Consider the following 24,713-nt stretch of genomic DNA (forward strand, 5'->3'; position numbering starts at 1 on the left):
CCCAAGATGAAATACGCGACGCAGAAGGTCGCCTACTACTACTTCGCCGGCGCGATGATCCTGTTCGCGGTCCAGGTCACGATGGGGCTCCTCGCCGGCACGGTCTACGTGCTGCCGAACTTCCTGGCCGAGATACTGCCCTTCAACATCCTGCGCATGATGCACACGAACGCGCTCATCGTCTGGTTGCTGATGGGTTTCTTCGGGTGCGCCTACTACCTCGTTCCCGAGGAGGCCGAGAGGGACATCGAGAGCCCGTTGCTGGCCTACGTGCAGCTCGGCCTCCTCATGTTCGCGGCGCTGGCGGCGGTGATCGGCTACGCCTTCGGCGTGCACGAGGGCCGCGAGTTCCTCGAACAACCCCTCTGGATCAAGATCGGCATCGTCGTCGTGGCGCTGATCTTCCTCTACAACGTCTCGATGACCGTCGCCAAAGGGCGCAAGACCGCGGTGACGAACGTGCTTCTGCTCGGGCTATGGGGCATCGCCGTCTTCTGGCTGTTCGCCTTCTACAACCCCGCGAATCTCTCACTCGACAAGATGTATTGGTGGTACGTCGTCCATCTCTGGGTGGAGGGCGTCTGGGAGCTGGTGATGGCCTCCGTCCTCGCCTTCCTGATGATCAAGATGACGGGCGTGGACCGAGAGGTCATCGAGAAGTGGCTCTATGCCATCGTCGGACTGGCGCTGTTCTCGGGTCTTCTCGGCACCGGCCACCATTATTACTGGATCGGCGCGCCAGGATATTGGCAGTGGATCGGGAGCATCTTCTCCACGTTCGAGATCGCGCCGTTCTTCGCCATGGTGATCTTCGCCTTCACGATGGTCTGGAAGGGGCGCCGCGACCACCCGAACAGGGCCGCCATGCTGTGGTCGCTCGGCTGCACCGTCGGCGCATTCTTCGGTGCCGGAGTCTGGGGCTTCATGCACACGCTGTCGTTCATCAACTATTACAGCCACGGCACGCAGGTCACGGCCGCGCACGGACATCTCGCGTTCTTCGGCGCCTACGTGATGCTGAACCTGGCGATGATCACCTACGCCATGCCGTACCTGCGCAACCGTCTCCCGTACAACCAGGTGCTCAACATGTGGAGCTTCTGGATCATGACCTCGGCCATGGCGTTCATGACCTTCGTGCTGACCTTCGCCGGCGTGGTGCAGGTCCACCTGCAGCGAGTTATGGGCATGAGCTACATGGAGGTGCAGGAGCAGCTGAACCTGTTCTACTGGATGCGCCTCGGGACCGGGGTTTTCGTCGGGATCTCCGCGCTGCTGTACCTCTACTCGATCTTCGGCCCGGCGCGCGAGGACAAGCCGGAACGACTCGTGGCGCCCCTGCGGCCGCTGCCGCGACCCGCCGAATAGGCCAGACGGGAGCCGGCGCAGCCGCTCCCCGGAGAACAGACGATGGCGCGACCTTCGATCCTGCCGGCGCCCGGCGCCGACGACCCGCCATTCTACCGGGAGACGGCCGGGGAATGCGAGCTGTTCGAACGGGCTTTCCGCAACCGGATGCCCCTGCTCATCAAGGGACCGACCGGCTGCGGGAAGACCCGTTTCGTCGCGCACATGGCGGCCCGGTTGGGGCGTCCGCTCTACACGGTGGCGTGTCACGACGACCTGACCGCCGCCGACCTCACCGGTCGCTACCTGCTCAAGGGGGGCGACACGGTTTGGGCCGACGGGCCCCTCACCCGCGCGGTGCGCGACGGTGCGATCTGCTACCTGGACGAGGTGGTGGAGGCGCGCAAGGACGTGACGGTGGTGCTGCATCCGGTCACCGACGACCGGAGGACGCTGCCTCTGGAACGGACGGGCGAGATCCTGCACGCCCCGCCCGAGTTCATGCTCGTCGTGTCGTACAACCCTGGCTACCAGAACGTTCTCAAGAGCCTCAAGCCGTCGACGCGGCAGCGCTTCCTCGCGCTCGAATTCTCGTTCCCCCAGCCGGAGGTGGAGGCCGCCATCGTCGCCCGGGAGAGCGGCCTCGCGCAGGAGCGGTGCGCCGCGCTGGTACGGCTCGCGAACGCGCTCCGCGAACTCAAGGGGAAGGACCTCGACGAGGGGGCTTCCACCCGCCTCGTCATCTACTGCGCCAGCCTCATCAAGGCCGGCATGAGGCCGGCCGATGCGGTCGTCGCCGCGCTGATCGAGCCGCTGACCGACGACCCGGACGTGAGGCAGGGCCTCCTGCGCGTGGCTGACATCGCGTTGGGCTGACCCATGTCGCCGTTCGAGCCGGAGGAGAGCGTCGGGAAGCTGTGGCACCGGCTCGTCGGCGGCGCGTCAACCTACCCCCGCCACCCCGGGGCCACGGCGCGGCTGGACGACGTCCGGGGACGGCTCGGGGTCATGTTTCGCGCGCTCGGCGGGGACGGCGCGATCCGGATCGCGTCCGGCGCGTCCCTCGAATCGGGACACCGCCTGAGCCTCAGGCAGCGGGTGGGGCTCGGCCGCGAGAGGATCGACAGGGGGGCGCTCGACGAGAGCACGTTGCGTCTCCCGGCCGCCCTGGACGTCTTTCCCGAGCGCATCGACAACGAGGCCGCGTACGAGTGGCTGGCGGCTTGGTTCGCGCACGCGCGAACGCCGGCCGGCGCCGACGACCCGCTGCAGAACGACGTCCTCCGGCTCCGCGCGGCCCTGGCGACGACGCGCGTCACGCTCGACCGCTGGCCGGGCCTGGGACCGCTGCACGCGCGGTTGAGCGCGGCGTCCCTGAGGGTGCGACCGAGCAGAACGCTCCCACCATGCGAGGCCATCCTGGAGGCCGTCATCCGGTCGCTCCTCGGAGGCCCCGCCGCTCCGCCGACCGGCGACCTGCTGTCGGAGGCGATTCGCGGCGAGGGACCGGTTGCCGGGCTCGTCGCGCCGCGGGGCTACCAGACCTATCTGCCGGTCCCGATCTGGGGCGACGTGCTCGGCGGGGGAGGGGGCCCGCACCGCGCGGACGCACCCGAGGAAGGCGGCGGCTCCGTTCCCGCCGATCCAAGGCGCCGGCAAGCGGCACGGCGGTCCTCCGACCAGAGCGAGCGCGGCGACCCGCTGCTTCTCCACCGCTTCGAGACGATCTTCAGCATCTCGGAGATGGTCAACGTCAACCGCGGCGTGGACGACGACGACGAGGCGGGCGCGCGCCAGGCGCTTGAGGACCTACCCGAGCTGACGCTGGGCTCCAACAAGAGGCGGGCGGCCACGCGGCTCAAGCTAGACCTCGACCTCACCCCCTCCGCGGCCGAGGCTGAGCCCGTCGTTGCCGAGCTGACCTACCCCGAGTGGGACTGGAAGCGGCAGGCGTACCGGAAGGACTACTGCCGCGTGCTGGCGAGCCCGGCCCCCGAGGAGGGGGAGGATTGGTCGCCCGATGCGGAGATGCAGCAACGCATCCGGCAGGTGCGCCGCCAGTTCGAGGCCTTGCGGCCGCGGAGGCAGACCTTTCACGGGGAGCCCGACGGAGACGATCTCGACCTGTCCGCCCTGGTGCGCGACCGGGCCGACCGTCGCGCCGGGGGCGCCGGAACGGAGCGCGTGTTCGAAAGCTCCCGAGCTGCCGCCCGCGACCTGTCGCTGGCCGTGCTGATGGACGTCTCGCTCTCGACCGACGCCTGGATACAGGACCGCCGGGTCCTCGACGTCGAGAAGAGCGCGCTGCTCGCGCTCAGCCATGGGCTGACGGCGTGCGGCGACGAGCACGCCGTGTTCACCTTCACCTCGCGACGGCGCGACTGGGTCAGCGTGGCAGCCGTGAAGGAATTCGAGGAAGAGCTGAGCGCCCGGGTCGTCCGACGCATCCAGGCGCTGAAGCCGGGCCAATACACCCGGATCGGCGCCGCCGTCCGGCACGTGGCGGCGAGGCTCGACGCGCGCCCGCACCGCAAACGCCTCCTCCTCATCCTGACAGACGGCAAGCCGAACGACATCGACCACTACGAAGGGCGCTACGGCATCGAGGACACGCGCATGGCCATCCGGGAGGCGCGCGAGGCCGGCATCCGGGTTTTCGGCGTGACCGTCGACGAGCAGGCCCACGACTACTTCCCCTACATCTTCGGGCGAGGCGCCTACGCGATCTTCCCGAACATCTCCCGGATGCCCGTCGCCCTGCCGGCCATCTACCGCCAGATCACAAGCTAACCCCCACCCAGGAGCGGATCATGCGCAAATGGCTACCTGCCCCGATCCTCGTCGCGTTGCTCGTGAGCCCCGCAGTTGCCCAGACGAACATCCGCCCGGACACGAACCCGCGGGTGCCGCCGCAGGCCGGGCAGGGACTGCCGGCCGAGGATCGCGAGTTCCTCAACCGGGCGGCGAACCTGAGCGACGCCGAGGTCGAAGCCGGGCAGCCGGCCGACAGGTCCTCCACCCCCGCGGTGAGGGAGTTCGGCCGAGCAATCGCGGCGGAGCACGCGAAGCTGCGCGCGGCCGTCGGTCGCCTGGCGCAACAGCATGGAGTGGCGGTCTCCCATCCCTCGCGGGAGTGGTGGACGGCCGAGCTGCAACGGATTGCCGGACTCTCGGGCGAGGAGTTCGACCGCAACTATCTCGACTGGCAGCTCAAGGCCCACCTCGCGTTGGTGAACCTCTACCAGCAACAAGCCTCCAACGCGGCCGGGACGGACCTGTCGAAGTTCGCCATCACCACGATGAACCAGCTGCAGCGCGCCTTCGGGGAGGCGAAGCGGCTCGGCGCGGCGCACGGCGTCGCCATCGAAACCATCAAGCAGCCGCCGCAGTATTGACGCGCGGCCGCTTCCCGCGGCTTCCGGCCCGCCAGGAACCATCCGATGAACGATGCGCAGGTCGGGCTGCTGGTCGCGGTCCCCATGATCGCCGCGATGGCGGTGACGCTCCACCGCGCCGGGGCTCTCGGGGGGGCAGGGGCGGTGTCAGCCGTCGCCATGGCCGTGGGCTTCGGGGCCGTCCTGTTCTTCTCGCAGTGAGCTGCGTGATCGGCGGGGCCACATCGTCGGCCGCGCGTATGCAGGGGACCCGGTCTCACCGGTCCTTACCGTCGGTCACGGCCGGCGCCGGGGCCGGGTCCTCTCGGGACAGGGACGCGATCATCCGCCTCCCCGATCCGCCCGCGCGTCCGATAGCTGCCTCCTCGAATCCGGCCGGGTCACCACCGCGGCGGGGCTCCCGAACGCGCCCGATTTCACGGGCGCGGCGCATGTCCTGATCCGCGCCAATCCGACGGGCGGCCTGCAAGGCGCGAACCTGCGCCCCGGCCCGAGCGGCGCTCGTCGTCGCCATCCGGAGCGTGAAGCGTCGATGCCCTGGCGCGTCGCGGGTCATCGGCCCCGGTCCGGCGCCGGCCCGCGGGCGGCCGGCATCCGCCGGGTCGACACCGTCGCCCGGACTGCCGGCCGCCTGCTCGAAGCCATCGCACGGCCGTGGCTGCAAACCGGCGCATCGTTCGGTCACCGAGGCTTCGGGCAGCGCGGACCGGCCCCTCAGGCAAGGCCCTCGCCGGGCTGCCAGGCGTCGGGCGGCACGAGGCCCGGCGCCACGTAGGCGAAGTACAGGGCGTCGAGCTGCGTCCAGAGCACGTTGCACTTGAAGGTCAGCGCATCCATGGCGGCGCGCTGCAGCTCCGGCGTGGTGGCGTGATGCTTGACGTAGTCGAGGGCGAAGTCCGCGTCGCGCGGCGCCTGGGTGAGGCGCTTGTCGAAATAGGCGAGCGTCTCCTTGGTGATGAAGTCGTAGTTCTTCAGCATCCCGGCGACGCGCTCGGAGATGATGGTCGGCGAGAACATCTCGGTGAGCGAGGAGGCGATCGCCTCCAGCAGGCTCCGCTCCGAGACGAAATGCACGTAGGCGTCCACCGAGAAGCGGGTCGCCGAGAGGATGCCCTTCGTCGAGAGCACGTAGTCGCGCGCGAAGCCGACGCCCTCGGCGAGCTTCAGCCAGCGCTCGATGCCGCCGTCGCCCTCGTGGTCGCCGTCGTGATCGACGATGCGCTGGCGCCAGATCCGGCGCAAGCTCGCGTCCGGCAGGCGGGCGAGCACCGCCGCGTCCTTCACGGGGATCATCGCCTGGTAGTAGTAGCGGTTGAGCGCCCAGGCCCGGACCTGATCCTTGCTCAGCTTGCCGTCGTGCAGCAGGCGGTGGAACGGGTGCAGGTTGTGATAGCGCCGCGCGCCGATGTCGCGCAGCGCCGCCTCCAGCTCCTCGTGGCTGAGGAGGCGCTGGGTCGCGTCGGCGCCGGGAGTGGGGAAGGAGGCGTTCATGGCGTTTCCGTGCGTCGTTCGGGCGCCGGAGTGGAGGGGAGCTGCGGCCGCCCTTCCTTGATTCAGGTCAAGGGGAACGGGGCTCGGCGCCGTACCTGCCGGGTACGCCGCGGATCAGGCGATCCGTGGCGGACCACCGTAGGGCGACCTGCCCCGGCGCCGGCCCGCCGGCGGCCCACGACCGGGAGGCCCGCATGACATGCCCAACCGTCGAGGATCGCTTGGCCGGCCGCCCGCTTGTCGGCGTGACCGGCTGCTTCACGGTCGCGGCCGCCTGCCATCGGATGCGCGAACACGACGTGGGAGCGCTCGCAGTCCTCGATGACCGGCGTCTCGTCGGCATCCTGAGCGATCGCGACCCCGCGGTTCGCGTGATCGCCGGCCACTGCGACCCGCTTCTGACCCCCGTCCGAGAGGTGATGACGCGCGAGCCGACAACCCTTCCAGCGCACGCCGCCATCCCCGGTGCGCTCCGGGCCATGTCGGCCGGCGGCTTCCGCCACTCGCCGGTCACGCGGGGCGAAGGCGGTCATCGGGATGCTGTCCCTGCGCGACATCCCGCATGAGGGCGATCAGCCGAGCGGGCGCACCCGGGAGGTGCCGGTCCTTGCCCTGGGTCGAGCGTCGCCTCCAGTGGCGACGAGCGGCCGCCCGCCTCGAAGCCTGCCCTCGGTTGAGGCAGATCAAGGCGCCGCTCCGGCACCGGGCCTAGGCCGAGGTGAGAAGGGATCGGGCGCCGCCATGCCGAAACACACGGGACCGGTGCTCGTCGTCGACGACGACGAGGCCGTCCGCCACTCACTGAAATTCGTCCTGGAGCTCGAAGGCCTCGACGTACGCCTGTACCGGGACGGCGCCGCCTTGCTCCGCGACGCCGCCCTGCCGCGCACGGGCTGCCTCGTGGTGGACTATTGGATGCCCGGCATGGACGGCTTCGAGCTCGTCGGACGCCTGCGCGACCGAAACGTTGACCTCCCGGCCATCCTGATCACCGGCCGACCTTCCGGTGACCTGCAGCGCCGCGCCGCCCATGCGGGCTTCCGCCTTGTCGTCGAGAAACCGTTCGAGGACGGATCCCTGCTGGACGGCATCCACGACGCCCTCGCGGCGGCCAGCTGAGGGACGGGCGGCACCTCCGTAGAATTCCCTAGGGGGCGCCCCTTAAGAGAAGTCCCGGAATTTCGCCCCATCCGTGCGGGGCGTAGCCATGGAGCCACGTTCCGCACCCGGAGGCTTCCATGCAGACCGCCCTCGCCACCGCCGGCCTCGTCCCCGTCTTCGCGACGGCCCTGCCGAACCGCGCCGTCGCGCAGGCCGCGATCCCGCGGGCCGAGGCACGCGGCGAGGTGCGCCGGACCTACGTGGCCGACGCGGAGATCTTCGCCGAGGGCGACCGGGCGACCACCTTCTACAAGGTCGTCTCGGGCGTCGTCCGCACCTACAAGCTCCTCTCCGACGGACGCCGGCAGATCGATGCCTTCCACCTGCCGGGCGACATCTTCGGCGTGGAGGCCGGCGAGGAGCATCGCTTCAACGCGGAGGCCGTGACCGCGACACGGCTGGCTGTCCATCGCCGCGAGCCCCGGGCCCTTGCGGGAGACGACGGCCTGCTGGCCAGGGACGTCGTGGCCGCGATGATGCGAAGCCTGGAGCGGGCGCAGGACCACATGCTGCTGCTCGGCCGCAAGTCGGCCAAGGAGCGCATCGCGAGCTTCCTGCTCGGCCTGTCGCAGCGGATGGCGTGCCGCGGCACGGCGATGGAGTTGCCGATGTCGCGCACCGACATCGCCGATCATCTCGGCCTGACGGTCGAGAGCGTCTCGCGGGCGGTGACCCAGTTGGAGCGGGACGGCCTGATCGAGCTGCCGCCGAACCGCCGCGCCGTGATCCTGCGGGACGTGGCGGCCCTGGACGACCTCGCCGAGTGAACCGTGCGGCGCGAGCCTTAGTCCGGCGCCTTCGGGAGGATGCCGGCCCCGATGCAGGCGGCCTGGCCGCGTAGAAGCAGGGCCTTGATCCTGTGCTCGCGCACCATCCAGCGCAGGGGGCGCAGGGCCGGCAGCGACCCAGTGGGATCGAGCCGCGATGCCTTGCCGGCGAGGTTCCCGGCCAGCGCGTCGTGGGTCCGCGCACGGGCCACCAGATCCTCCATTCGTGCCGCGTCGGGTGCTTCCATCCGGCGGCGCGGCCTCATCGGCGACGCGAAGTGCGGGGTGCCCATCGTATCCTCAGGGGTACAGGCGCGTGCGGGTCCAGAGGGCGCCGTCGCTCGCGAAACGGACGCGGTCGTGCAGGCGGTAGGCCCGGTCCTGCCAGAACTCGAACGCGACCGGGATGATGCGGAAGCCCCGCCAATGGGCCGGCCGCGGCACCGGCTTCCCGTCCGAGCGGCTAGCCACCGCGTCGACCTCGCGAAGCAGGGTCGCCCGGTCGGCCAGGGGCTGCGACTGCCGGCTGGCGACCGCCCCGACGCGGCTCTCGCGGGGACGGCTGGCGAAGTAGGCGTCGGATTCCTCCGGGGAGACCGGCGCGACCGCGCCCCTGGCGCGGACCTGACGACGCAGGCTCTTCCAATGCAGGACGATGGCGGCCTGGGCGTTCTGCCCGAGTTCCGCTCCCTTGGCGGAGCGGTCGTTCGTGAAGAACACGAAGCCGCGTTCGTCGTAGGATTTAAGCAGCATGATCCGCACGTCCGGCATGCCGTCGGCCCCCGTCGTGGCGAGCGCCATGGCATGCGGGTCGTTCGGCTCGGTGCGCTTGGCTTCGCTCATCCACTCCCGGAACAGTTCCCAGGGATCCGCTCGACACGTGAAGTCGTCCGCGCCGTCCCGAGCGCTCCCGTGGCCTTCGCCGTCTGCGACCGTAGCTGCGAGTATCTCCGTCATCACCATTCCCCGTGGCGGGACGTCCCGCCTCTGGTTCGGGTGCTGATGGACCGCCTCGACGGCACCGGCCTTGATGCAGGTCATGGACGGATCGCACCTCCACCGCTTGGCTCGGTCCGGACCGGCACCCGGATGTCCGGGGACCGGGAAGCGGCGAAAACGCCCTCGGCCATCTCCGAAGTTGCGATTCAGGATGCGCCCGCGCCGAGGCGCCGCGCGGTTCGCGCGGGCGAAGGCCGGCGTAGAGCCGGTCGCGGTCCCGTCGCGAGCAACGAGGACACCGCGTACGACAAGAAGGACGTCGTGGCACGATAGGGAGACGACGGATGACGACCCTGCACCTCACGCACATGGCGGCCCTTGCCCACCTTGCGCCGCCCTGGCACCCCGAACGGCCCGACCGCATCCAGGTAATCGAGCGCTGCCTGGAGCAGGAGCGCTTCGCCGCCCTCGTGCGCGAGCAGGCGCCCGTCGCCTCCGAGGCCGCCTTGGCACGCGCGCACGACGTGGCTTACGTCGAGGCCACGCTCGCAGGGCTCCGGGACGGCGCCCTCCCGGGGGTGGACCACGACACGCATGTCTCCCCGGGCACGCTGGAGGCGGCCCTGCGCAGCGCCGGCGCCGCCGTCCAGGCCGTCGACGAGGTGATGACCGGGCAGGTCCGCAACGCATTCTCAGCCATGCGCCCGCCCGGGCACCATGCCGGCCGGGCACGGACGGCCGGCTTCTGCTTCTTCAACAACGTCGCCGTCGCGGCCCGCCACGCCCAGGCGGTGCACGGGGTTGGGCGCGTCGCGATCCTGGACTGGGACGCGCATCACGGCGACGGGACACAGGAGATCTTCTGGAACGATCCCGACGTCCTCTTCTGCTCGCTGCACCAATGGCCCTTCTACCCCGATACCGGCGCCGTGTCCGAGCGCGGGCCGCACGATACCGTCGTGAACGTGCCGCTGCCCGCAGGCGCCGACGGCGGGCCGTTCCGCGAGGGGCTGGCCGCGGTCGTGCTGCCCCGCATCCTGGACTTCCGACCAGACCTGATCCTGATCTCGGCGGGGTTCGACGCGCATTGGCGCGACCCCCTGGCCGACCTCCGACTCACGGAAGCGGATTTCCGCTGGGCGACCGAGCAGGTCATGGCGGTCGCCGACGCCACGTGCACCGGTCGCATCGTCTCGCTGCTGGAGGGAGGCTACGACCTCGTCGGGCTGGCGCGGTCGGTTGAGGCCCATGTCGCGGCCCTCATCGAGCCGGCGACCGGCCGGACCTGGGAGGCCGGCGAGGCCGCGCCGGCGGCGCTCGCGGATGCCGGAAGCTGACGAATGGCCTCCCTGAGGAACGCACCGAGATCGCTCATCCGTTCGGCGCCGGTTCGGGCGGCATCCGCGTGCGGGCAGATGGGCCCGTCCGCCGTTCCGCTCGGAGACCGGGCCAGCGGCGGCGCTCGCCTTCGCGCCATGCCGCGTATCGCCCTCGGACACCCGCCAGGGCCATGAGCGTCAGCGTATCAGGACGATCGGCCGCTGCGCCCGCCGCAGGGCCGGGCCCCACCGCGCCGCCTCCCTTATGTCCCGGCGCCTCGGAACGCGCCGGCTCAGGCCTCGCGGAGCGCAGGCCTGCCTTCGGCATCCAGGACGAACGCCACGCCCGACTGTTCGAGGGCACGACGCACGGCCGTGACCGTTTCCGGGCGGGGCCGGACGGCGCTATTCCCGTCCTCCAACCGGACGACGGTCGAGATCGAGACGTTCGCGCGCTTGGCGAGTTCCTCCTTCGACAGGCAGGCCATGCCGCGGGCGGCCCGGACCTGCGCGGCCGTGGGGTTGGGTAAGTCCGGCCCGACACGACCGGCAGCGGATGCCGGTTCGGGGCGAGAGGGCACGTATCGGTTCCGGCCGGGAACGGAAAGGCAGACGCCGACCCACTCGCGCACCGAGCCGTCGCGGTTCATCATCGGCGCGCCGCGCGCGTTGAACCAGCGGTACACCCCGTCCGCGCACAGCAGCCGGTAATCGGTGTTGTAAGGCGCGGCATGCGCGACCGCCGTCATCCAGGCGGCCGCCGTACGCGCACGGTCGTCCGGATGGACGGCGTCGAGCCATCCCTCCCCGGCCATGTCCGCATGGCTCTGGCCGGTCAGGGCTTGCCACTGCGGCATCTCGCGAGGTTCGCCGTCCGGCCCGTTGATCCAGAACACGGCGGCGGTCGCGGCGACGAGGGCGTTGAGGCGGTCGTGCCGTTGGCGGACCGCGCGCATGGCGTCGTAACAGTCCGTCACGTCGAACATCACGCCCATGGCCTGCGCTGGCTTGCCGTCAGGCCCGAGGAGCACCTCGGCACGGTGCCGCACCCAGCGTTGCGTCCTATCCGGGCGGACGACCCGGAACTCGCGCGTGACCGGCTGACCGGAGCGAAGCAGCGCGAACTGGTCACCGTGGGCGGATTGGTCCTCGGGATGGATCATGTCGAGCAGCGCATCGATGGCGATCTCGGCCGCGGGGTCGAGCCCGAGGATGCGGATGAGGCCCACGGACGCCTCAAGGCGGTCGCCGCGCGGCCCGGCCGACCAGAAGCCGACCTCGCCGGTGTCCTCGACCAGCTTCAGGAAATGACGCGACGACAATCCGCGCGGTGCCAGGGAGGGGGCATCCTCGGAAAGCGGTCGCACGCGCATCAGCGAACGGGTGGGCATCGGGATCTCCGCCGAGACGAGCAGGCCGCGTGAGCGATTTTCCTCCACCGGAAGGTAACCAGCGGCTTAATGCGACCGCTTCCGCCTCAACGAGGCCGAACGATCCCGGTCGATCATGCCGGTTTTCCCGGATCGCAACAATCGAACCGCTCGAACCCTAAGCTAACGTCGCCGCCGTCGACGAGGTCGGGCCGGCCTTGCGACCATCGCCTTACGTCGCGGGGCAGCCTCATGGACGTGGGCAACAAAGCGTGTCCATTTCCGTTGTGATGATGCCCCAGGGCCGAGCCTGAGCCCTGCGCCTCGGTGAGCCATGTCGGACCAGCCTATCCCGCCGCCGCCTCCCGCCCAGCCAGGGCAGGCCTCCTCGGCCCTGTGGACCGTGTTCCTGGGCGCGGCCCTCGTCGGCTTGGTCGCCCTGCCGAGGCGCTCCAGAGCAGGCTGCTTGTCCGCGGCTAGCGGTGCCCGGAAGGACGACCGGAAGCTCGGGACCGAGGACGGGCCCGCCTCGCACGAGGGCGCCGCGGCCGAGCGCGTGGCCGAGCGTGAGCCGGGACGGGGGCGCAAGGCGGATGCGCCTTCCGAGATCCCCGCCAAGGGTTGGAAGGACATCGCGCTGCGCCTCTACCGGGAGTTCTCCAACGACCGCATCCTGCTGGTCGCTGCCGGCGTCACCTTCTACGCCATCCTAGCCCTGTTCCCGGCCATCGCCGCCCTCGTTTCCATCTACGGCGCGGTCGCGGATGCCAGCACCATCAACACGCACCTGAACGAGATGCGCGGCCTCTTCCCGGACGGCGCCATCGACATCATCGGTGGCCAAGTGAAGCGGCTGACTGCCAAGGGCGACGGCACGCTCGGGCTCACCGCCGTGATCAGCATCCTGATCTCGCTCTGGAGCGCGAACGGAGGGATGAAGGCGATCTTCGACGCGCTGAACATCGCCTACGAGGAGGAGGAGAAGCGCTCGATCGTGATTCTGAACCTGCAGTCGCTCGCCTTCACGGCAGGCGCGCTGCTGTTCGTCGTGCTGGCGCTGACCGGCATCGTGGTGGTGCCCGCCGCGCTTCAGGTGCTCGGACTCGACCAGAAGGCCTGGTACATCGCGCTCCTGCGCTTTCCAGCCCTGCTGCTCCTCGTCATTGGGACCTTGGCCGTGCTGTACCGCTACGGACCCAGCCGCAGGAAGCCGAAGTGGCGCTGGGTGACCTGGGGCAGCGCGCTGGCCGGCGTGCTCTGGCTGATCGTATCGGGGCTGTTCTCCTGGTACGTGGCCAACTTCGGCAGCTACAACGAGACCTACGGCTCGCTGGGAGCGGCCATCGGCTTCATGACCTGGATCTGGCTGTCCACGACGGTGGTGCTGCTCGGGGCCGAGCTCAACGCCGAGATGGAGCATCAGACCGCGCGCGACACCACGGTCGGCGGCGAGAAGCCGCTCGGAGCCCGGCAGGCCCGCATGGCAGACACCGTCGCAGCATCCGCTTGACCGCGCGCGACGTTGTCGCCCGCCTGGGGCGCGGTCCGGCAGTCGGCGATTGCGTAGCCTCACTGGTCGGCCTACGCCTCGCTGCATATGACAAGCAAGCGGCTCCCATCTCCGTCGGGCGTCCGCAGTCATCCAGAACCCGACGCGAAACCCTGTCTTGACCGCCTCTTCCCGACGCACGCCTGACGGGCCGGCCCAGGTCCCCTACCAAGCGATCTTCGACAGCGCTGTCGACTTCGCCATCATCACCATCGACCAGGAAGGGCGAATCACCGCCTGGAACCCGGGCGCCCAGCGCATCCTCGGCTGGACGGCAGGCGAGATGGTCGGACAACCCTCCGCCACCTTCTTCACGCCCGAGGACCGCGCGGCCGACCGGCCCGCGGTCGAGATGCGGCAGGCTGCCCAGACCGGGCGCGCGGCAGACGAGCGTTGGCACCTGCGCAAGGACGGCACCCGCTTCTGGGCGAGCGGCGAGTTGATGCCCCTGCGCTCGCCGGACGGCGCGGACCTGGGCTTCCTCAAGATCCTGCGCGACCGCACCGAGGCGACGGCGAGCGAGGGCGAGACACGCCGCGTCCGCGACGAGCTCCAGGTCGTCACCGACGCGCTGCCGGTGCTCATCAGCTTCATCGACCAGGATCACGTCTACCGGTTCGCGAACCGGCACTACGAGACCTGGTTCGGGCAGCCCGCGAGCGAGATCCTGAACCGGCCGGTGCGCGATGTCGTCGGCGAGGCGGTCTACCAGGCGCGGCTGCCCCTCATGGCGCGGGCGCTCGCCGGAGAGGACATCACCTTCGACGGGCCGACGCCCTACCGCGACGGCGCGAGCCGCCAATCGGAGATCCGCTACATCCCGCGCCGGGCCGCGGACGGGACCGTCGACGGCATCTTCGTCATGGTCACCGACATCGCCGAGCGCCAGGCCGCGCAGGCCGACCTGCAGGAGGCCGAGGACCGGCTCCGGCTCGCCTTGGAGGGGGCGGGCACCGGCATCTACGACTACGACCTTCTCACCGGTGCGCTCACCTGGGACGCGCGGACCCGCGCCCTGTTCGGGCTGTCGGCCGACGACCCGGTCTCCTACGAGGGCGCGTTCCTGCCTGGCGTGCACCCGGACGACCGGGAACGCGCGGACCGCGCCGTCCAAGCAGCCATCGGGTCCTCCGAGGGCTTCGATATCGAGTACCGGGTCGTCGACCGGCACGACGGCGTGGAGCGCGTACTGGCCGCACGGGGGAACACCGTCTTCCGGGACGGCGTGCCCGTGCGTTTCGTCGGCACGGTCCGCGACGTCACCGAGGCCCGAACCGCCGAGGCGCGGGCACGGCGGCTCGCGGCCCTCGTCGAGCAGTCGAGCGACTTCATCGGCATCGCCGACGAGCAGGGTACCGCCGAATTCCTGAACGAGGCGGGGCGCAGGCTCGTCGGTCTCGCGAGCCTGGAGGAAGCCCGCCGTTATAACCTGGTGGATTTTTTCGAGCCCGGAGACAGGCCGACGGTGCTGGACGAGGCGCTTCCGGCGGCGCGCGAGAGCGGCTTCTGGGAAGGCGACCTCGCCTTCCGCAACTTCGCGACCGGCGCGGCCGTCCCGGTCCACTACACCATCTTCCCCGTCCGCGACGTCGACGGGGCGGTCACCGGCTACGGCACCGTCACCCGCGACCTCACGGAACGCCGCCGGCAGGAGGCGTTCCGCACGGCCTTGATCGACCTCGGCGACCGTCTTCGGACCTGTCCCGATACGGCCAGCATGGCCCACGTCGCTGCCGAGGTCATGGCAAGCACGCTCGGGCTGGACCGCGCAGGCTACGGCACGGTCGACGAGACGCTGGAGCACATCGAGATCGAGCGGGACTGGACGGCTCCGGGCGTGCCGAGCGTCGCCGGACGCCACCGCTTCGACGACTACGGCGATGTCCGCGCCGGCCTGGAGGAAGGCCGAGAGATCGTCATCCCGGACGTGACGACCGACCCGCGCACCGCGGGCAACCCGGGCCCGCTCCTGGCCATCGGCGTCCGTGCCCTGATCAACGTTCCGGTGCTGGAACACGGGCGCATCGTGGCCCTGTTCTTCCTGCACGACCGACAGGTCCGCGATTGGCGCACCGACAAGCTCGCCTTCGTTCGTGATGTCGCCGAGCGCACCCGCGCCGCCATCGAGCGGTTCCGCGCCGAGGCGCGCCGGCGCGAGAGTGAGGAGCAGTTCCGGGTCTTCGCCCAGGCCATGCCGAACCACGTCTGGGCCGCCGACGCGAACGGCGGGCTCTACTGGTTCAACGAACAGGTCTACGCCTACAGCGGTGCCGCGCCGGGCGGCCTCGACGGGACGGCATGGGCCTCCATCGTGCATCCGGACGACGTTGAGGCCGCGGGGCGGGCCTGGGCGGCCGCACTTGCCTCGGGTGCCAATTACGAGACCGAGTTCCGCATCCGCCGTGCCGACGGGACCTACCGCTGGTTCCTCGTCCGTGCGGAGCCGATCCGCGGGGCCGAAGGGTTCATCACGCGCTGGATCGGCACGAACACCGACATCGAGGACCGAAGGCGCGCGGTGGCGCAGCTGGAGCGCCTCAACGAAACCCTGGAGCAGCAGGTCGGGGAGCGTACGCGCGACCGCGACCGGATGTGGCGGCTCTCGACCGACGTCATGCTGGTGGCCGACTTCCAGGCCCGGATCGAGGCCGTCAACCCGGCCTGGACTACACTGTTCGGCTGGAGCGGGGCCGAGCTGGTCGGCGGCGACTTCATGAGCCTCGTCCACCCCGACGACGTGGCGCCGACGCTCGCGGAGGTCGGCAAGCTCGCGCAGGGCATTACCACCTTGCGCTTCGAGAACCGCTACCGCGCCAAGGACGGCAGCTACCGCTGGCTGTCCTGGACCGCCGTGCCGGACGAGAGGTTCATCCACGCGGTCGGACGCGACGTGCAGGCCGAGAAGGAGGCCGCCGAGGCGCTCGCCCGGACCGAGGCGGCGTTGCGCCAAGCTCAGAAGATGGAAGCCGTCGGCCAGCTCACCGGCGGCATCGCCCACGACTTCAACAACCTGCTCACCGGCATCTCGGGGTCGCTGGAGTTGATGCAGACCCGGATGAGCCAGGGACGGCTGACCGACCTCGATCGCTACATGACGGCCGCGCAAGGGGCGGCCAAGCGGGCCGCGGCGCTGACCCACCGGCTGCTGGCCTTCTCGCGGCGGCAGACGCTCGACCCGAAGCCGACGAACGTGAACGCGCTGATCCACGGCATGGAGGAGTTGATCCGGCGGACGGTCGGGCCCGCCATCCACATCGAGGTGGTCGGGGCCGCAGGCCTCTGGCCGGCGCTCGTCGACCCGCCGCAGCTTGAGAACGCGCTGTTGAACCTCTGCATCAACGCCCGCGACGCCATGCCGGACGGGGGCCGCATCACGGTCGAGACGGCCAACAAGTGGCTCGACGAGCGCGCCGCCCGGGAGCGCGACCTTCCGCCGGGGCAGTACCTCTCGCTCTGCGTCACCGACACGGGAACGGGCATGACGCCCGACGTCATCGCCCGCGCCTTCGACCCGTTCTTCACCACCAAGCCGACCGGTCAGGGCACCGGCCTCGGCCTATCCATGATCTATGGGTTCGCCCGGCAATCGGGCGGACAGGTGCGCATCTACTCGGAGGTCGGGCAGGGCACGACCATGTGCATCTACCTGCCGCGCCACTACGGCGTCGCAGAGGGTGCCGAAGGCCTGCCGGACCTCGCCTCGGCCCCGCGCGCCGAGCAGGGCGAGACGGTGCTCATCGTGGACGACGAGCCGAGCATCCGCATGCTCGTCACCGAGGTCCTGGAGGACCTGGGTTACACGGCCGTCGAGGCCGCGGACGCGGCCTCCGGTCTGAAGGTGTTGCAGTCGGACGTGCGCATCGACCTGCTGGTCACCGACGTTGGCCTGCCGGGCGGCATGAACGGACGCCAGATGGCCGATGCCGGGCGCGTGAACCGCCCCGGCCTGAAGGTGCTGTTCATCACCGGCTACGCCGAGAACGCGGCCGTCGGCAACGGGCACCTTGAGCCGGGCATGGCGGTCCTGACCAAGCCCTTCGTGATGGAGGCGCTCGCCTCCCGCATCAAGGACCTCATCGCGGCGCCCTGACGCCCCTGCCGGGGCTCGGGCGGCGGATCCCCCGCCGTCTCGGCGTCCCGCGCCAGCGAAGGCTGCACCAGGCGCCGCTTCCGCGCTGTCGGTACGGTGTGCATGCGTTGCCTCTCGGGTGCTAATAGGCAAGGGATGGCCCGAACCCGACCATGTCACCCCGCGCCCGTCGAGACCGCGCGGGGCCCCTCGTGCCGGCCCCCCGATGAACGTACCTGAAGCGACCTTGGACAACGTCGTCGACCCGGCCCGGCTCGCAGCCCTGGCCGCCTACGACATCCTCGACACCGCGCCGGAGCAAGGGTTCGACGACATCGTCCTGCTCGCCCGCAACATCTGCGAGACCCCGGTCGCTTTAGTCAGCCTCGTCGCCGGCGACCGGCAGTGGTTCAAGGCCCGCCTCGGCTTTCCCGAGTGTGGAACGGACCTGAACGCATCCGTCTGCGCCCATGCCCTGGTCGAGCCCGATCTGCTCGTCATCCCCGACCTGAGCCTCGACCCGCGCACGCGCTCCAATCCCCTCGTCACCGGAGGGCCGCGCATCCGGTTCTACGCCGGCGCTCCCCTGCGGACGCCGGACGGCATGGTGCTGGGCAGCCTCTGCGTCATCGACGTCGAGGCCCGCCCGGCGGGCCTGACGCAGCGTCAGGCCGAGTCCCTGCGCGCGCTCGCCGGGCAGGTCATGGCGCAGCTGGAGCTACGCCGGGCGCTGGCCGATCATCGCCGCCTGCTCGGCCAGAGCGAGGAGCTGATCCGCGCCCAGGCCGCCATGTCCGGGGCAAAGGGCGACATCGAGGCCATTCTCGACGCTCTTGTGACCGGCGCGATGCAGGCCCTGCCCCATGCCGAAGGAGCCGTCATCGAGGCGCGCGAGGGCGAGGAACTCGTCTACCGCGCGACCAAGGGCGTGCTCGTCCCGCACGCCGGCCTCCGGCTACCGCTCGACGGCAGCCTCGCGGGCGCATGCCTGCTCGCCGGCGAGCCCATCCTGGTGCCGGACGTGCTGAAGGATCCGCGCGTCAAGCGGGACCTCGTGGAGTCCCTCCGCCTGCGCTCCTGCATCCTCGTCCCGGTCAGGCAGGCCGGCAGGGCGGTCGGGGTACTCAAGCTGCAATCGAGCCGGCGCGGCGCCTTCACCGCGATGGACCTGAAGCTCGCCGAGGTCCTCGCCGGCACCGTGTCGGCCGGGCTCGCAGAGGTGGCCGAGGCCGAGGCCCGGCGCGAGGCCGAGATCCGGTTGCGACGCGCTCAAGAGGCCGGCGGCGTGGGCGTGTTCTCCATAGGACTCGACGGCATCCTGCACGCCACGCCCGAGTTCTGCCGCCTCTACGGCCTGGCCCCGCGCGACAGCTACCCGTCCACGGCGTTCGAGGAGCTCATCATCCCCGAGGACGCGCATCTGATCTCGACGGCGGCATCGCGACGGAGCGGGAAGGCACCGCGCGACGTGGAGTACCGCGTCCGCCGGCCGGACACCGGCGAACTGCGCTGGATCGCCCGCAAGGGCGAGCTCGAATACGATCAGGCCGGCAAGCCGGTACGCTTCGTCGGCGTGGCCCGCGACATCACCGAGCAGCGGGCCGACCGTGACGCGCTCGCCGAGAGCGAGCGGTTCAAGGCCGTGCTGCTGGGGCTCGGCGACCGGCTGCGCGATCTTACGGAGGTTGCCGAGGTGACGCGGGTAGCGGCCGAGGTCGCCGGCATGGCCCTACGTGCCAGCCGGGCCGGCTTCGGCCGGATCGACGCCGTGGGCGAGCACCTGAGCATCGAGCCGGACTGGACTGCACCGGGTCAGGCAAGCGTCGCCGGCCAGCACCGCTTCGCCGACTACGGCGACTTCCACCAAGGGCTCATGCGTGGCGAGCCCCTCGTGGTCAACGACGCCGCCGTGGACCCGCGCACGGCTGCGTCCATGCCGGCGCTGCGGACCATGGATGTGGCAGCGTTCGTCGACACCCCGTTGCGCGAGCGCGGCAGGACCGTGGCGCTGTTCTTCGTGCATGACCGAGTGCCCCGGACCTGGACCGCGCAGGAGCTTGAATTCCTGCGCGCGATCGCCGACCGGGTCGAGGTCGGCGTCGCCCGGCTGCGGGCCGAGGAGCGGCAGCGCCTGCTCAACCACGAGCTCTCGCACCGCATGAAGAACCTTATTTCGATGGTGCAGGCGGTCGTGGCGCAGACCCTCCGAGGGGCCAACGACGTCGAGACGGTGCGCGGGGTCTTGGCCCGACGCCTCGTCGCATTGGGCAAGGCGCACGACATCCTGCTCGGAGGCGTTGCCGAACGCGCCCCGCTCGCAGCGGTCGTGCGGGAAGGCATCGGGGCCCTCGAAGGTGCGTCCGACCGCGTGCATGTCGCCGGACCCGAGTTGGAGGTCGGCGCGAAGGCGGCCCTCTCGCTCGCGCTGATGCTGCACGAGATGACCACCAATGCCGTGAAGTATGGCGCGCTCTCGGTCGCGAACGGTCGGGTGGAGCTGTACTGGTCCATCTCCGAGGGCGACGGCGGCCCCGTGCTGAGGCTATCGTGGCGCGAGCGCGGTGGCCCCCCAGTCGAGCCGCCGGCCCGCAAGGGCTTCGGGACGCGGTTGATCGAGCGCGGTTTGACCGGTCAGGTCGGCGGCGTCCTCGCGCTGGACTACCTTCCCGACGGCGTGACCTGCGTCGTCGAGGCGCCCCTGCGCAACTTCCAGGACGAAGGTTGAAGCCGATATGCGGCCGGCGGGACGGCGAGCCTTGCCGCCAAGCTGAAACTTGGCGCCTTATCCGGTCGTTGCACCGCGCCGTCCCTCAACCCTGGTCGCCCCGACTGCGCCCGGCTGAGCGCCTGTAGCCGCTCCTCGAACGCATCCACGGAGCCACTCTGTCGCGGTGTGCGGCCCGCCACCGCGGTGACCACGACGAGCAGGTTGCGGGCGAGGAGAAGAAGACCGACGAGCTGCTGACCCAGATCGCGGAGCGAACAACGTCGAGGGCGCGCAGGGCGATGCTGAGGAGGGCGCTTCTGGCGGTCAAAAGGGTTCAGGCAGGAAGAGCGGCAACAAGTAGGCACCCCGTCAGGCCAAGCTTAGGTGATATCGGCACAGCGGGGTAAGCTCTGCTGCGCCGTCGCATGTTGACTTGGCTTAGCTAGCGGCGAAGGCCTGACCAAAAAATGCTGCCTCGGAGGACAGCATAGAAGTATTAGGAGGAAAAGCCCATGAGGGATCGGCTGCCTCGTTCCTTCAGAAGGTTCAGAGGAAACGCTGCGCCGCAACAACGCTAGTTGCGACGCAGCGTTCCAAGGCGCATGCAGTTTGCATGCGACAGCTTTTGACCTGAGCAGCCTCATGCTCAATCCGCCTCGACGCGTCCATGCCGTTCTGCTGTGCTGGCTCGCGCGCCGCGACGTGGCCGCTGCCGATCGCGCCCACGCATCCGGGGATCTCATCACCTCGCGGCGGCTCCTGGAGCAGGCTGATCAGCGTCTGAAAACGGCTTGCGGCTGCCAGTGGCCATCCGCGGCTCAGGAAGCCGCCGTAGGCCAGAGTAGAGATAACGACGATCTCAGAAGGGCCTGGCTCTTTCGAACGCGCTGAGCACATGCTCGGCCATATAGGGCTTGGGCACGAACATGCCGTGATCGGGCACATCGCGCGAGGCCAGTTGGCAGCGCCCCGAGGTCAACACCAAGCGGATGTGAGGCCAGCGCTCGGCTACTTGGTTAGCCAGTGCGAAGCCGTTCATCGATCCAGGCATTTCGATATCGGTGAAAAGCGCACCGATGTCGCCACGGCTTTCCAGGATCGCCCAGGCCTCGTCTGCCGTGGCTGCCTCGAAGACCGTCAGGCCCGCAGCCTCCAGCATGTCGACCGCCACCATACGCACGAGCGCTTCGTCCTCGACGACCAAGACGACGGAGATGGAGGGCGGAAGGGCAGGTGACATAGAATGATCAACCGCGGCGGAGGTATATGGTTCACGTATGTTAGGAGTAGGCGAAAGCCGGTAGGAGCCTACTCACTGTCCTCGGCAGGCTCTCCCTCTGACAGCTCAGAGGCACCCAGATTGCCGCGCAGCTCCATGCCTTTGACGCGCTGCTGCCGGCCCATCTGCCTGAACAGCTCCGCGGTCGCATGATGCCCATGCTGTGCAAGTTCGTGGGCGCGCGTAGCCAGCTCGCGGGCCATACCTTCTCGCTCGATGATCTCTGCGATTGTCGCGTCCATACGGCGCCTGCGCTCGTCGGGCATCGTCGTTTGTCAGTTTGTGAGGGTGCGGCGGAGATGGCGATCCGCGACATCCACGCAAGCGAGGGCGCTCTGCGTCTTGAGCCAGCCCGATTTGCTGGAAGTGCAAGGCTCAGCAGTGGGTTAGAGGCTTTGTGTTTGCGGCTTCGGAACAGCCTGTGATGCTCATGCTAAGCCAGGACCCCATAATGGGTGCTGCTGACCGGGCCCGGAGCGGCCTCCGCACTCCACTCAATAGGGTGGGGGACCACGCGGGGGACGCTACCGCCTGAGAAGCAAAAAAGCCCTGCATATGCAGGGTCTTGAGCGAGCAAGTGGCGGAGGGAACGTCCGGGAACGTGCGGCGCCGGATCGAGGCAACCGCCGATGTTGTGGCGGCACGCCTTTCGGCAAGTCCGGCCTCGGGCCCGGACGCGGGGCTCACGCTGCGGCGTCCAGTTTGGTTCTGCCTACCCGCCGCCCGGGTGGGCGAGTTCGACCGCCGGGGCGGCGACATGGATGGCCGGCATAGGTCGGCCCCGGGGTGCCAACGGTCCGGGCCCAGACCGGCCGTGCCGCCGGCGCGCGGATGGCGCGTTTCCCATCGCCCGTGCGGGTGGGCGGCCTGTCGCTTGGCGACGGGGATCATGCGCCGGACCCGCGCGACGCGTTCCACCCCGGTTGTTTCGCGTGAGCCGCGGTCGCGCACCGGTGGCGAGCGCTGCTTGAGCTGGATCAAGGTCGTGGATGCGCCGGCCGGGCCAAGGTGCGCCCGCAACGTTCGGAACGCCTCGGAGGCGCACATGTCAATCGCCAGCATCATGGTTTCCCTCGATCGGGGCGAAGCGGCGTCCGCCCGCGTCCGCCTCGCCGCCGATCTCGCCAGGCGATTCGAGGCCACGCTGACGGGCGTGGCCGCCCGCAAGCTCCCCCATCCCGGCCCGGCCGCCGACATCGCGTCGGCGCAATCCTCCTACGACGAGGAGCGGGCCAAGCTGGCCGAGGAGCTCGCACGGGCCAGGGACATCTTCGAGGACGAGGCCGGCGGCGACATCCGTACCGGCTGGCGGGAGGCCGAAGATGAGGCCGAGGCGTTCCTCGTGCGTCAGGCGCGCGGCGCGGACCTCGTCGTCGTCGGCCGTGAGGCGGGTCGGCCAGGGGCGGAGGACATGGCTGTCGACCCCGGTCTCGTATTGATGGAAGCGGGCCGCCCTGTCCTGGTCGTCCCACCGGGCGTCGAGCGGCTCCAGGCCGCCCGCATCGTCGTCGCCTGGAAGGATGCGCCGGAGGCGCGCCGCGCCGTTTCGGCCGCCTTGCCCTTCATCCGGCGGGCCGACCAGGTCCACGTCGCCGCGGCCGGCAGCGAGGCGCGGTTCGAGGGGGCCGAGGAGGTCTCCGAGCTGCTCGCCCGGCACGGTGCCCACGTCACCACTCACCTCTGGAACGCGCCCGTTCGCGAGACCGCCGACGAGATCCTGCGCTTCGCGAAGCGCCAGGACGCGGACCTGGTCGTGATGGGAGGCTACGGCCATTCCCGGATGCGGGAGTGGCTGTTCGGGGGCGTGACCCGGACCATGCTGCGCACGTCGCCCCTCTGCTGCCTGATGAGCCACTGATGCGCGCGGTTCGCACCCTGGCAGCGGGGGCGCTGGCGCTCCTGCCCGTCCTCCTCACACAACCCGCCAGCGCCTGGGACAGGCAGGCCGAACGCGGCCGAGCCCTGGCGCGTCGGGACTGCGCCGGATGCCATGCCGTCGGGCGGACGGGGGCGAGCCCGCTGCGGCAGGCCCCACCCTTCCGGTCGCTCCACGAGCGCTACCCGGTCGAGGATCTGGCCGAGGCCCTGGCCGAGGGCATCCGCACCGGCCATCCGACGATGCCGGAATTCCGGTTCGACCCGGACGAGGCCGAGGCGCTCATCGCCTACCTGAAAACGCTGGAGCGCTGACGAAGGCCTCAGCTCGCGGCCAAGCGCTCAAGCTTGGCCGGGTCGAGCAGTCGCGCGCCGCCGGGCACGAGCAGGATAGCGTGCGCCCGGTCGAGCCGCGTCAGCATGCGGCTGACCGTTTCCATGGTCAGGCCGAGGTAATCCGCCATGTCCTGGCGCCCCATCGGCAGCTCGACCGTGATGGAGCTGTGACCGGCCCGGGCGAAGCGGTCGCGCAGCGAGAGCAGGAAGGCGGCGACCTTCTCCTCGGCCGTGCGGCGCCCGAGCAGCAGCATCTGGTCCTGGGCCAGGCTCAGTTCGTAGCCGGCCCGCTCGTGGAGGCTCCTGAGCAGGTGCGGCTTGGCCTCGACCATCGCCGCGAAGTCGTGGCGCGCGAAGCGGCAGGTCTTCACCGGCCCGAGCGCCTCGGCCGAGACCGAGTAACGCTCCTGCAGGGCGAGCCCGAGGAAATCCCCCGGCAGGGCGAAGCCCATGACCTGGCGCCGGCCGTCGGGCAGCAGGCGGGTCAGGCGCAGCGCCCCTTCGATGACGTTGAAGACGGAGCTCGCTGTCTCGCCCTGCCCGAACAGGGCCTGCCCCTTGTCTAGGGAGAGGTGCTGGCTCAGCGCCTCAAGCTGCTCCAGCTCGGGCAGGGCCAGCACGGAGCAGACGCTGATCAGCCTGACCTTGCAGTCGACGCAGCCGTTCTCCGAGCGCCTGTGGTGGCAGACGTGCGCAGCCCTGTCGCACAAGCCCGTATCGACCAGCATGCCTCCTCCTTCGGGAGCGGGACGTACCGGGTCGGCCCCGGGTACCCCGTCCCGCGGCCAAGATGCAGTCTACGGCCTGCGCTGCATTGATCCACCGCAAGGGAGGCAAGCCGGCCGTGAGCACCGTGGCGACGTTCCGCCAGCTGACTTTCCCCGCGGGGATCCGCCGTGCCCGTTCGAAGGTCGATCCTGCGGTGGGAAGGGCCCCGCGCGAGAGTCCGGCGCCCCCGTGCGGAGGTTCCACCGACGGGGGCCGACCGCGGCGTCAGCACGCCCCGAAACCCGCTCCGGTCCCTCCGCGGCCGCCAAGGCAATGACGATCCTTGACAGGTCTATGCCTGGAGACCACGGCTGGCACACGCTCGGAACGGCCCGTCGGGC

General features: G+C 70.1%; 20 protein-coding genes and 1 pseudogene. 14 read left to right on the forward strand and 7 right to left on the reverse strand.

The window, feature by feature from the left end; genetic code table 11:
• Nucleotides 1-6 precede the first annotated feature (6 nt).
• From MTDSW087_RS17475 to MTDSW087_RS30240, 5 genes are read left to right on the forward strand one after another with little or no spacing between them, the layout of a single operon-like run.
• Nucleotides 7-1,368: a cbb3-type cytochrome c oxidase subunit I gene (locus tag MTDSW087_RS17475; protein WP_144766039.1), complete on the forward strand. Its 1,362-nt coding sequence runs from the start codon at nucleotides 7-9 to the stop codon at nucleotides 1,366-1,368.
• A gap of 42 nt (nucleotides 1,369-1,410) precedes the next feature.
• Nucleotides 1,411-2,223, forward strand: coding sequence for a CbbQ/NirQ/NorQ/GpvN family protein (locus MTDSW087_RS17480; RefSeq protein ID WP_144766041.1), 813 nt, complete (start codon nucleotides 1,411-1,413; stop codon nucleotides 2,221-2,223).
• 3 nt (nucleotides 2,224-2,226) lie between these two features.
• Nucleotides 2,227-4,137 (forward strand): nitric oxide reductase activation protein NorD, encoded by a 1,911-nt coding sequence (locus tag MTDSW087_RS17485; RefSeq protein ID WP_144766042.1) that lies wholly within the window; start codon nucleotides 2,227-2,229, stop codon nucleotides 4,135-4,137.
• Between the two features lie 20 nt (nucleotides 4,138-4,157).
• Nucleotides 4,158-4,742, forward strand: coding sequence for a DUF4142 domain-containing protein (locus MTDSW087_RS17490; protein ID WP_144766044.1), 585 nt, complete (start codon nucleotides 4,158-4,160; stop codon nucleotides 4,740-4,742).
• 45 nt (nucleotides 4,743-4,787) lie between these two features.
• Nucleotides 4,788-4,943, forward strand: a complete 156-nt coding sequence (locus MTDSW087_RS30240; protein ID WP_186383886.1) for a hypothetical protein — start codon at nucleotides 4,788-4,790, stop codon at nucleotides 4,941-4,943.
• 519 nt (nucleotides 4,944-5,462) lie between these two features.
• Here MTDSW087_RS30240 and pqqC read toward each other — a convergent pair.
• Nucleotides 5,463-6,233: pseudogene (gene pqqC / locus MTDSW087_RS17495) on the reverse strand (pyrroloquinoline-quinone synthase PqqC); the annotation flags it as partial.
• Between the two features lie 194 nt (nucleotides 6,234-6,427).
• Here pqqC and MTDSW087_RS17500 point away from each other — a divergent pair.
• The 3 genes from MTDSW087_RS17500 to MTDSW087_RS17510 all read left to right on the forward strand — a co-directional run bounded on the left by MTDSW087_RS17500 (nucleotide 6,428) and on the right by MTDSW087_RS17510 (nucleotide 8,161).
• Nucleotides 6,428-6,799 (forward strand): CBS domain-containing protein, encoded by a 372-nt coding sequence (locus MTDSW087_RS17500; RefSeq protein WP_238178814.1) that lies wholly within the window; start codon nucleotides 6,428-6,430, stop codon nucleotides 6,797-6,799.
• Nucleotides 6,800-6,974: 175 nt separating this feature from the next.
• Nucleotides 6,975-7,352, forward strand: a complete 378-nt coding sequence (locus MTDSW087_RS17505) for a response regulator transcription factor (protein ID WP_144766141.1) — start codon at nucleotides 6,975-6,977, stop codon at nucleotides 7,350-7,352.
• Nucleotides 7,353-7,471: 119 nt separating this feature from the next.
• On the forward strand, nucleotides 7,472-8,161 hold the full coding sequence (locus MTDSW087_RS17510) for a helix-turn-helix domain-containing protein (RefSeq protein ID WP_144766048.1): 690 nt from the start codon (nucleotides 7,472-7,474) through the stop codon (nucleotides 8,159-8,161).
• A gap of 17 nt (nucleotides 8,162-8,178) precedes the next feature.
• On the opposite strand, the gene MTDSW087_RS17515 is transcribed toward MTDSW087_RS17510, so the two are convergent.
• Both MTDSW087_RS17515 and pdxH read right to left on the reverse strand, forming a co-directional pair.
• On the reverse strand, nucleotides 8,179-8,409 hold the full coding sequence (locus MTDSW087_RS17515; protein WP_144766050.1) for a hypothetical protein: 231 nt from the start codon (nucleotides 8,407-8,409) through the stop codon (nucleotides 8,179-8,181).
• Nucleotides 8,410-8,461: 52 nt separating this feature from the next.
• A complete protein-coding gene (gene pdxH / locus MTDSW087_RS17520) occupies nucleotides 8,462-9,118 on the reverse strand; it encodes a pyridoxamine 5'-phosphate oxidase (protein WP_144766052.1) in 657 nt (218 codons plus the stop codon).
• A 326-nt stretch (nucleotides 9,119-9,444) separates the two neighbouring features.
• Between pdxH and MTDSW087_RS17525 the strand changes: the two genes are divergently transcribed.
• Nucleotides 9,445-10,437, forward strand: a complete 993-nt coding sequence (locus MTDSW087_RS17525; RefSeq protein ID WP_144766054.1) for a histone deacetylase family protein — start codon at nucleotides 9,445-9,447, stop codon at nucleotides 10,435-10,437.
• A 275-nt stretch (nucleotides 10,438-10,712) separates the two neighbouring features.
• Here the strand turns inward: MTDSW087_RS17525 and MTDSW087_RS17530 are convergent, their stop codons facing one another.
• Nucleotides 10,713-11,810 (reverse strand): PAS domain-containing protein, encoded by a 1,098-nt coding sequence (locus MTDSW087_RS17530; protein WP_144766056.1) that lies wholly within the window; start codon nucleotides 11,808-11,810, stop codon nucleotides 10,713-10,715.
• A gap of 313 nt (nucleotides 11,811-12,123) precedes the next feature.
• Between MTDSW087_RS17530 and MTDSW087_RS17535 the strand changes: the two genes are divergently transcribed.
• The 3 genes from MTDSW087_RS17535 to MTDSW087_RS30880 all read left to right on the forward strand — a co-directional run bounded on the left by MTDSW087_RS17535 (nucleotide 12,124) and on the right by MTDSW087_RS30880 (nucleotide 20,132).
• Nucleotides 12,124-13,299: a YihY/virulence factor BrkB family protein gene (locus MTDSW087_RS17535; protein ID WP_144766058.1), complete on the forward strand. Its 1,176-nt coding sequence runs from the start codon at nucleotides 12,124-12,126 to the stop codon at nucleotides 13,297-13,299.
• Between the two features lie 157 nt (nucleotides 13,300-13,456).
• Complete coding sequence (locus MTDSW087_RS17540) at nucleotides 13,457-17,428, forward strand: PAS domain S-box protein (RefSeq protein WP_144766060.1); 3,972 nt, start codon at nucleotides 13,457-13,459, stop codon at nucleotides 17,426-17,428.
• A 226-nt stretch (nucleotides 17,429-17,654) separates the two neighbouring features.
• A complete protein-coding gene (locus MTDSW087_RS30880; RefSeq protein ID WP_238178804.1) occupies nucleotides 17,655-20,132 on the forward strand; it encodes a GAF domain-containing protein in 2,478 nt (825 codons plus the stop codon).
• Between the two features lie 841 nt (nucleotides 20,133-20,973).
• On the opposite strand, the gene MTDSW087_RS17555 is transcribed toward MTDSW087_RS30880, so the two are convergent.
• Nucleotides 20,974-21,354 carry a response regulator gene (locus tag MTDSW087_RS17555; protein WP_144766066.1) on the reverse strand — a complete coding sequence of 127 codons (381 nt, stop codon included), beginning with the start codon at nucleotides 21,352-21,354 and terminating at the stop codon, nucleotides 20,974-20,976.
• Between the two features lie 68 nt (nucleotides 21,355-21,422).
• Nucleotides 21,423-21,659 carry a hypothetical protein gene (locus MTDSW087_RS17560; RefSeq protein ID WP_144766068.1) on the reverse strand — a complete coding sequence of 79 codons (237 nt, stop codon included), beginning with the start codon at nucleotides 21,657-21,659 and terminating at the stop codon, nucleotides 21,423-21,425.
• Nucleotides 21,660-22,438: 779 nt separating this feature from the next.
• On the opposite strand from MTDSW087_RS17560, the gene MTDSW087_RS17565 reads away from it, so the two are divergent.
• Together MTDSW087_RS17565 and MTDSW087_RS17570 are read left to right on the forward strand one after the other, a co-directional pair.
• Entirely contained in the window at nucleotides 22,439-23,251 is an 813-nt protein-coding gene (locus tag MTDSW087_RS17565) for a universal stress protein (RefSeq protein WP_144766070.1), read from the forward strand.
• Nucleotides 23,251-23,583 (forward strand): c-type cytochrome, encoded by a 333-nt coding sequence (locus MTDSW087_RS17570; RefSeq protein WP_144766072.1) that lies wholly within the window; start codon nucleotides 23,251-23,253, stop codon nucleotides 23,581-23,583. The genes MTDSW087_RS17565 and MTDSW087_RS17570 overlap by 1 nt, the downstream gene beginning before the upstream one ends.
• 8 nt (nucleotides 23,584-23,591) lie before the next feature.
• Here the strand turns inward: MTDSW087_RS17570 and MTDSW087_RS17575 are convergent, their stop codons facing one another.
• On the reverse strand, nucleotides 23,592-24,332 hold the full coding sequence (locus MTDSW087_RS17575; RefSeq protein ID WP_144766074.1) for a Crp/Fnr family transcriptional regulator: 741 nt from the start codon (nucleotides 24,330-24,332) through the stop codon (nucleotides 23,592-23,594).
• Between the last annotated feature and the right edge of the window lie 381 nt (nucleotides 24,333-24,713).

The organism is Methylobacterium dankookense (genome assembly GCF_902141855.1).
In the GTDB taxonomy this organism is placed as follows: domain Bacteria; phylum Pseudomonadota; class Alphaproteobacteria; order Rhizobiales; family Beijerinckiaceae; genus Methylobacterium; species Methylobacterium dankookense.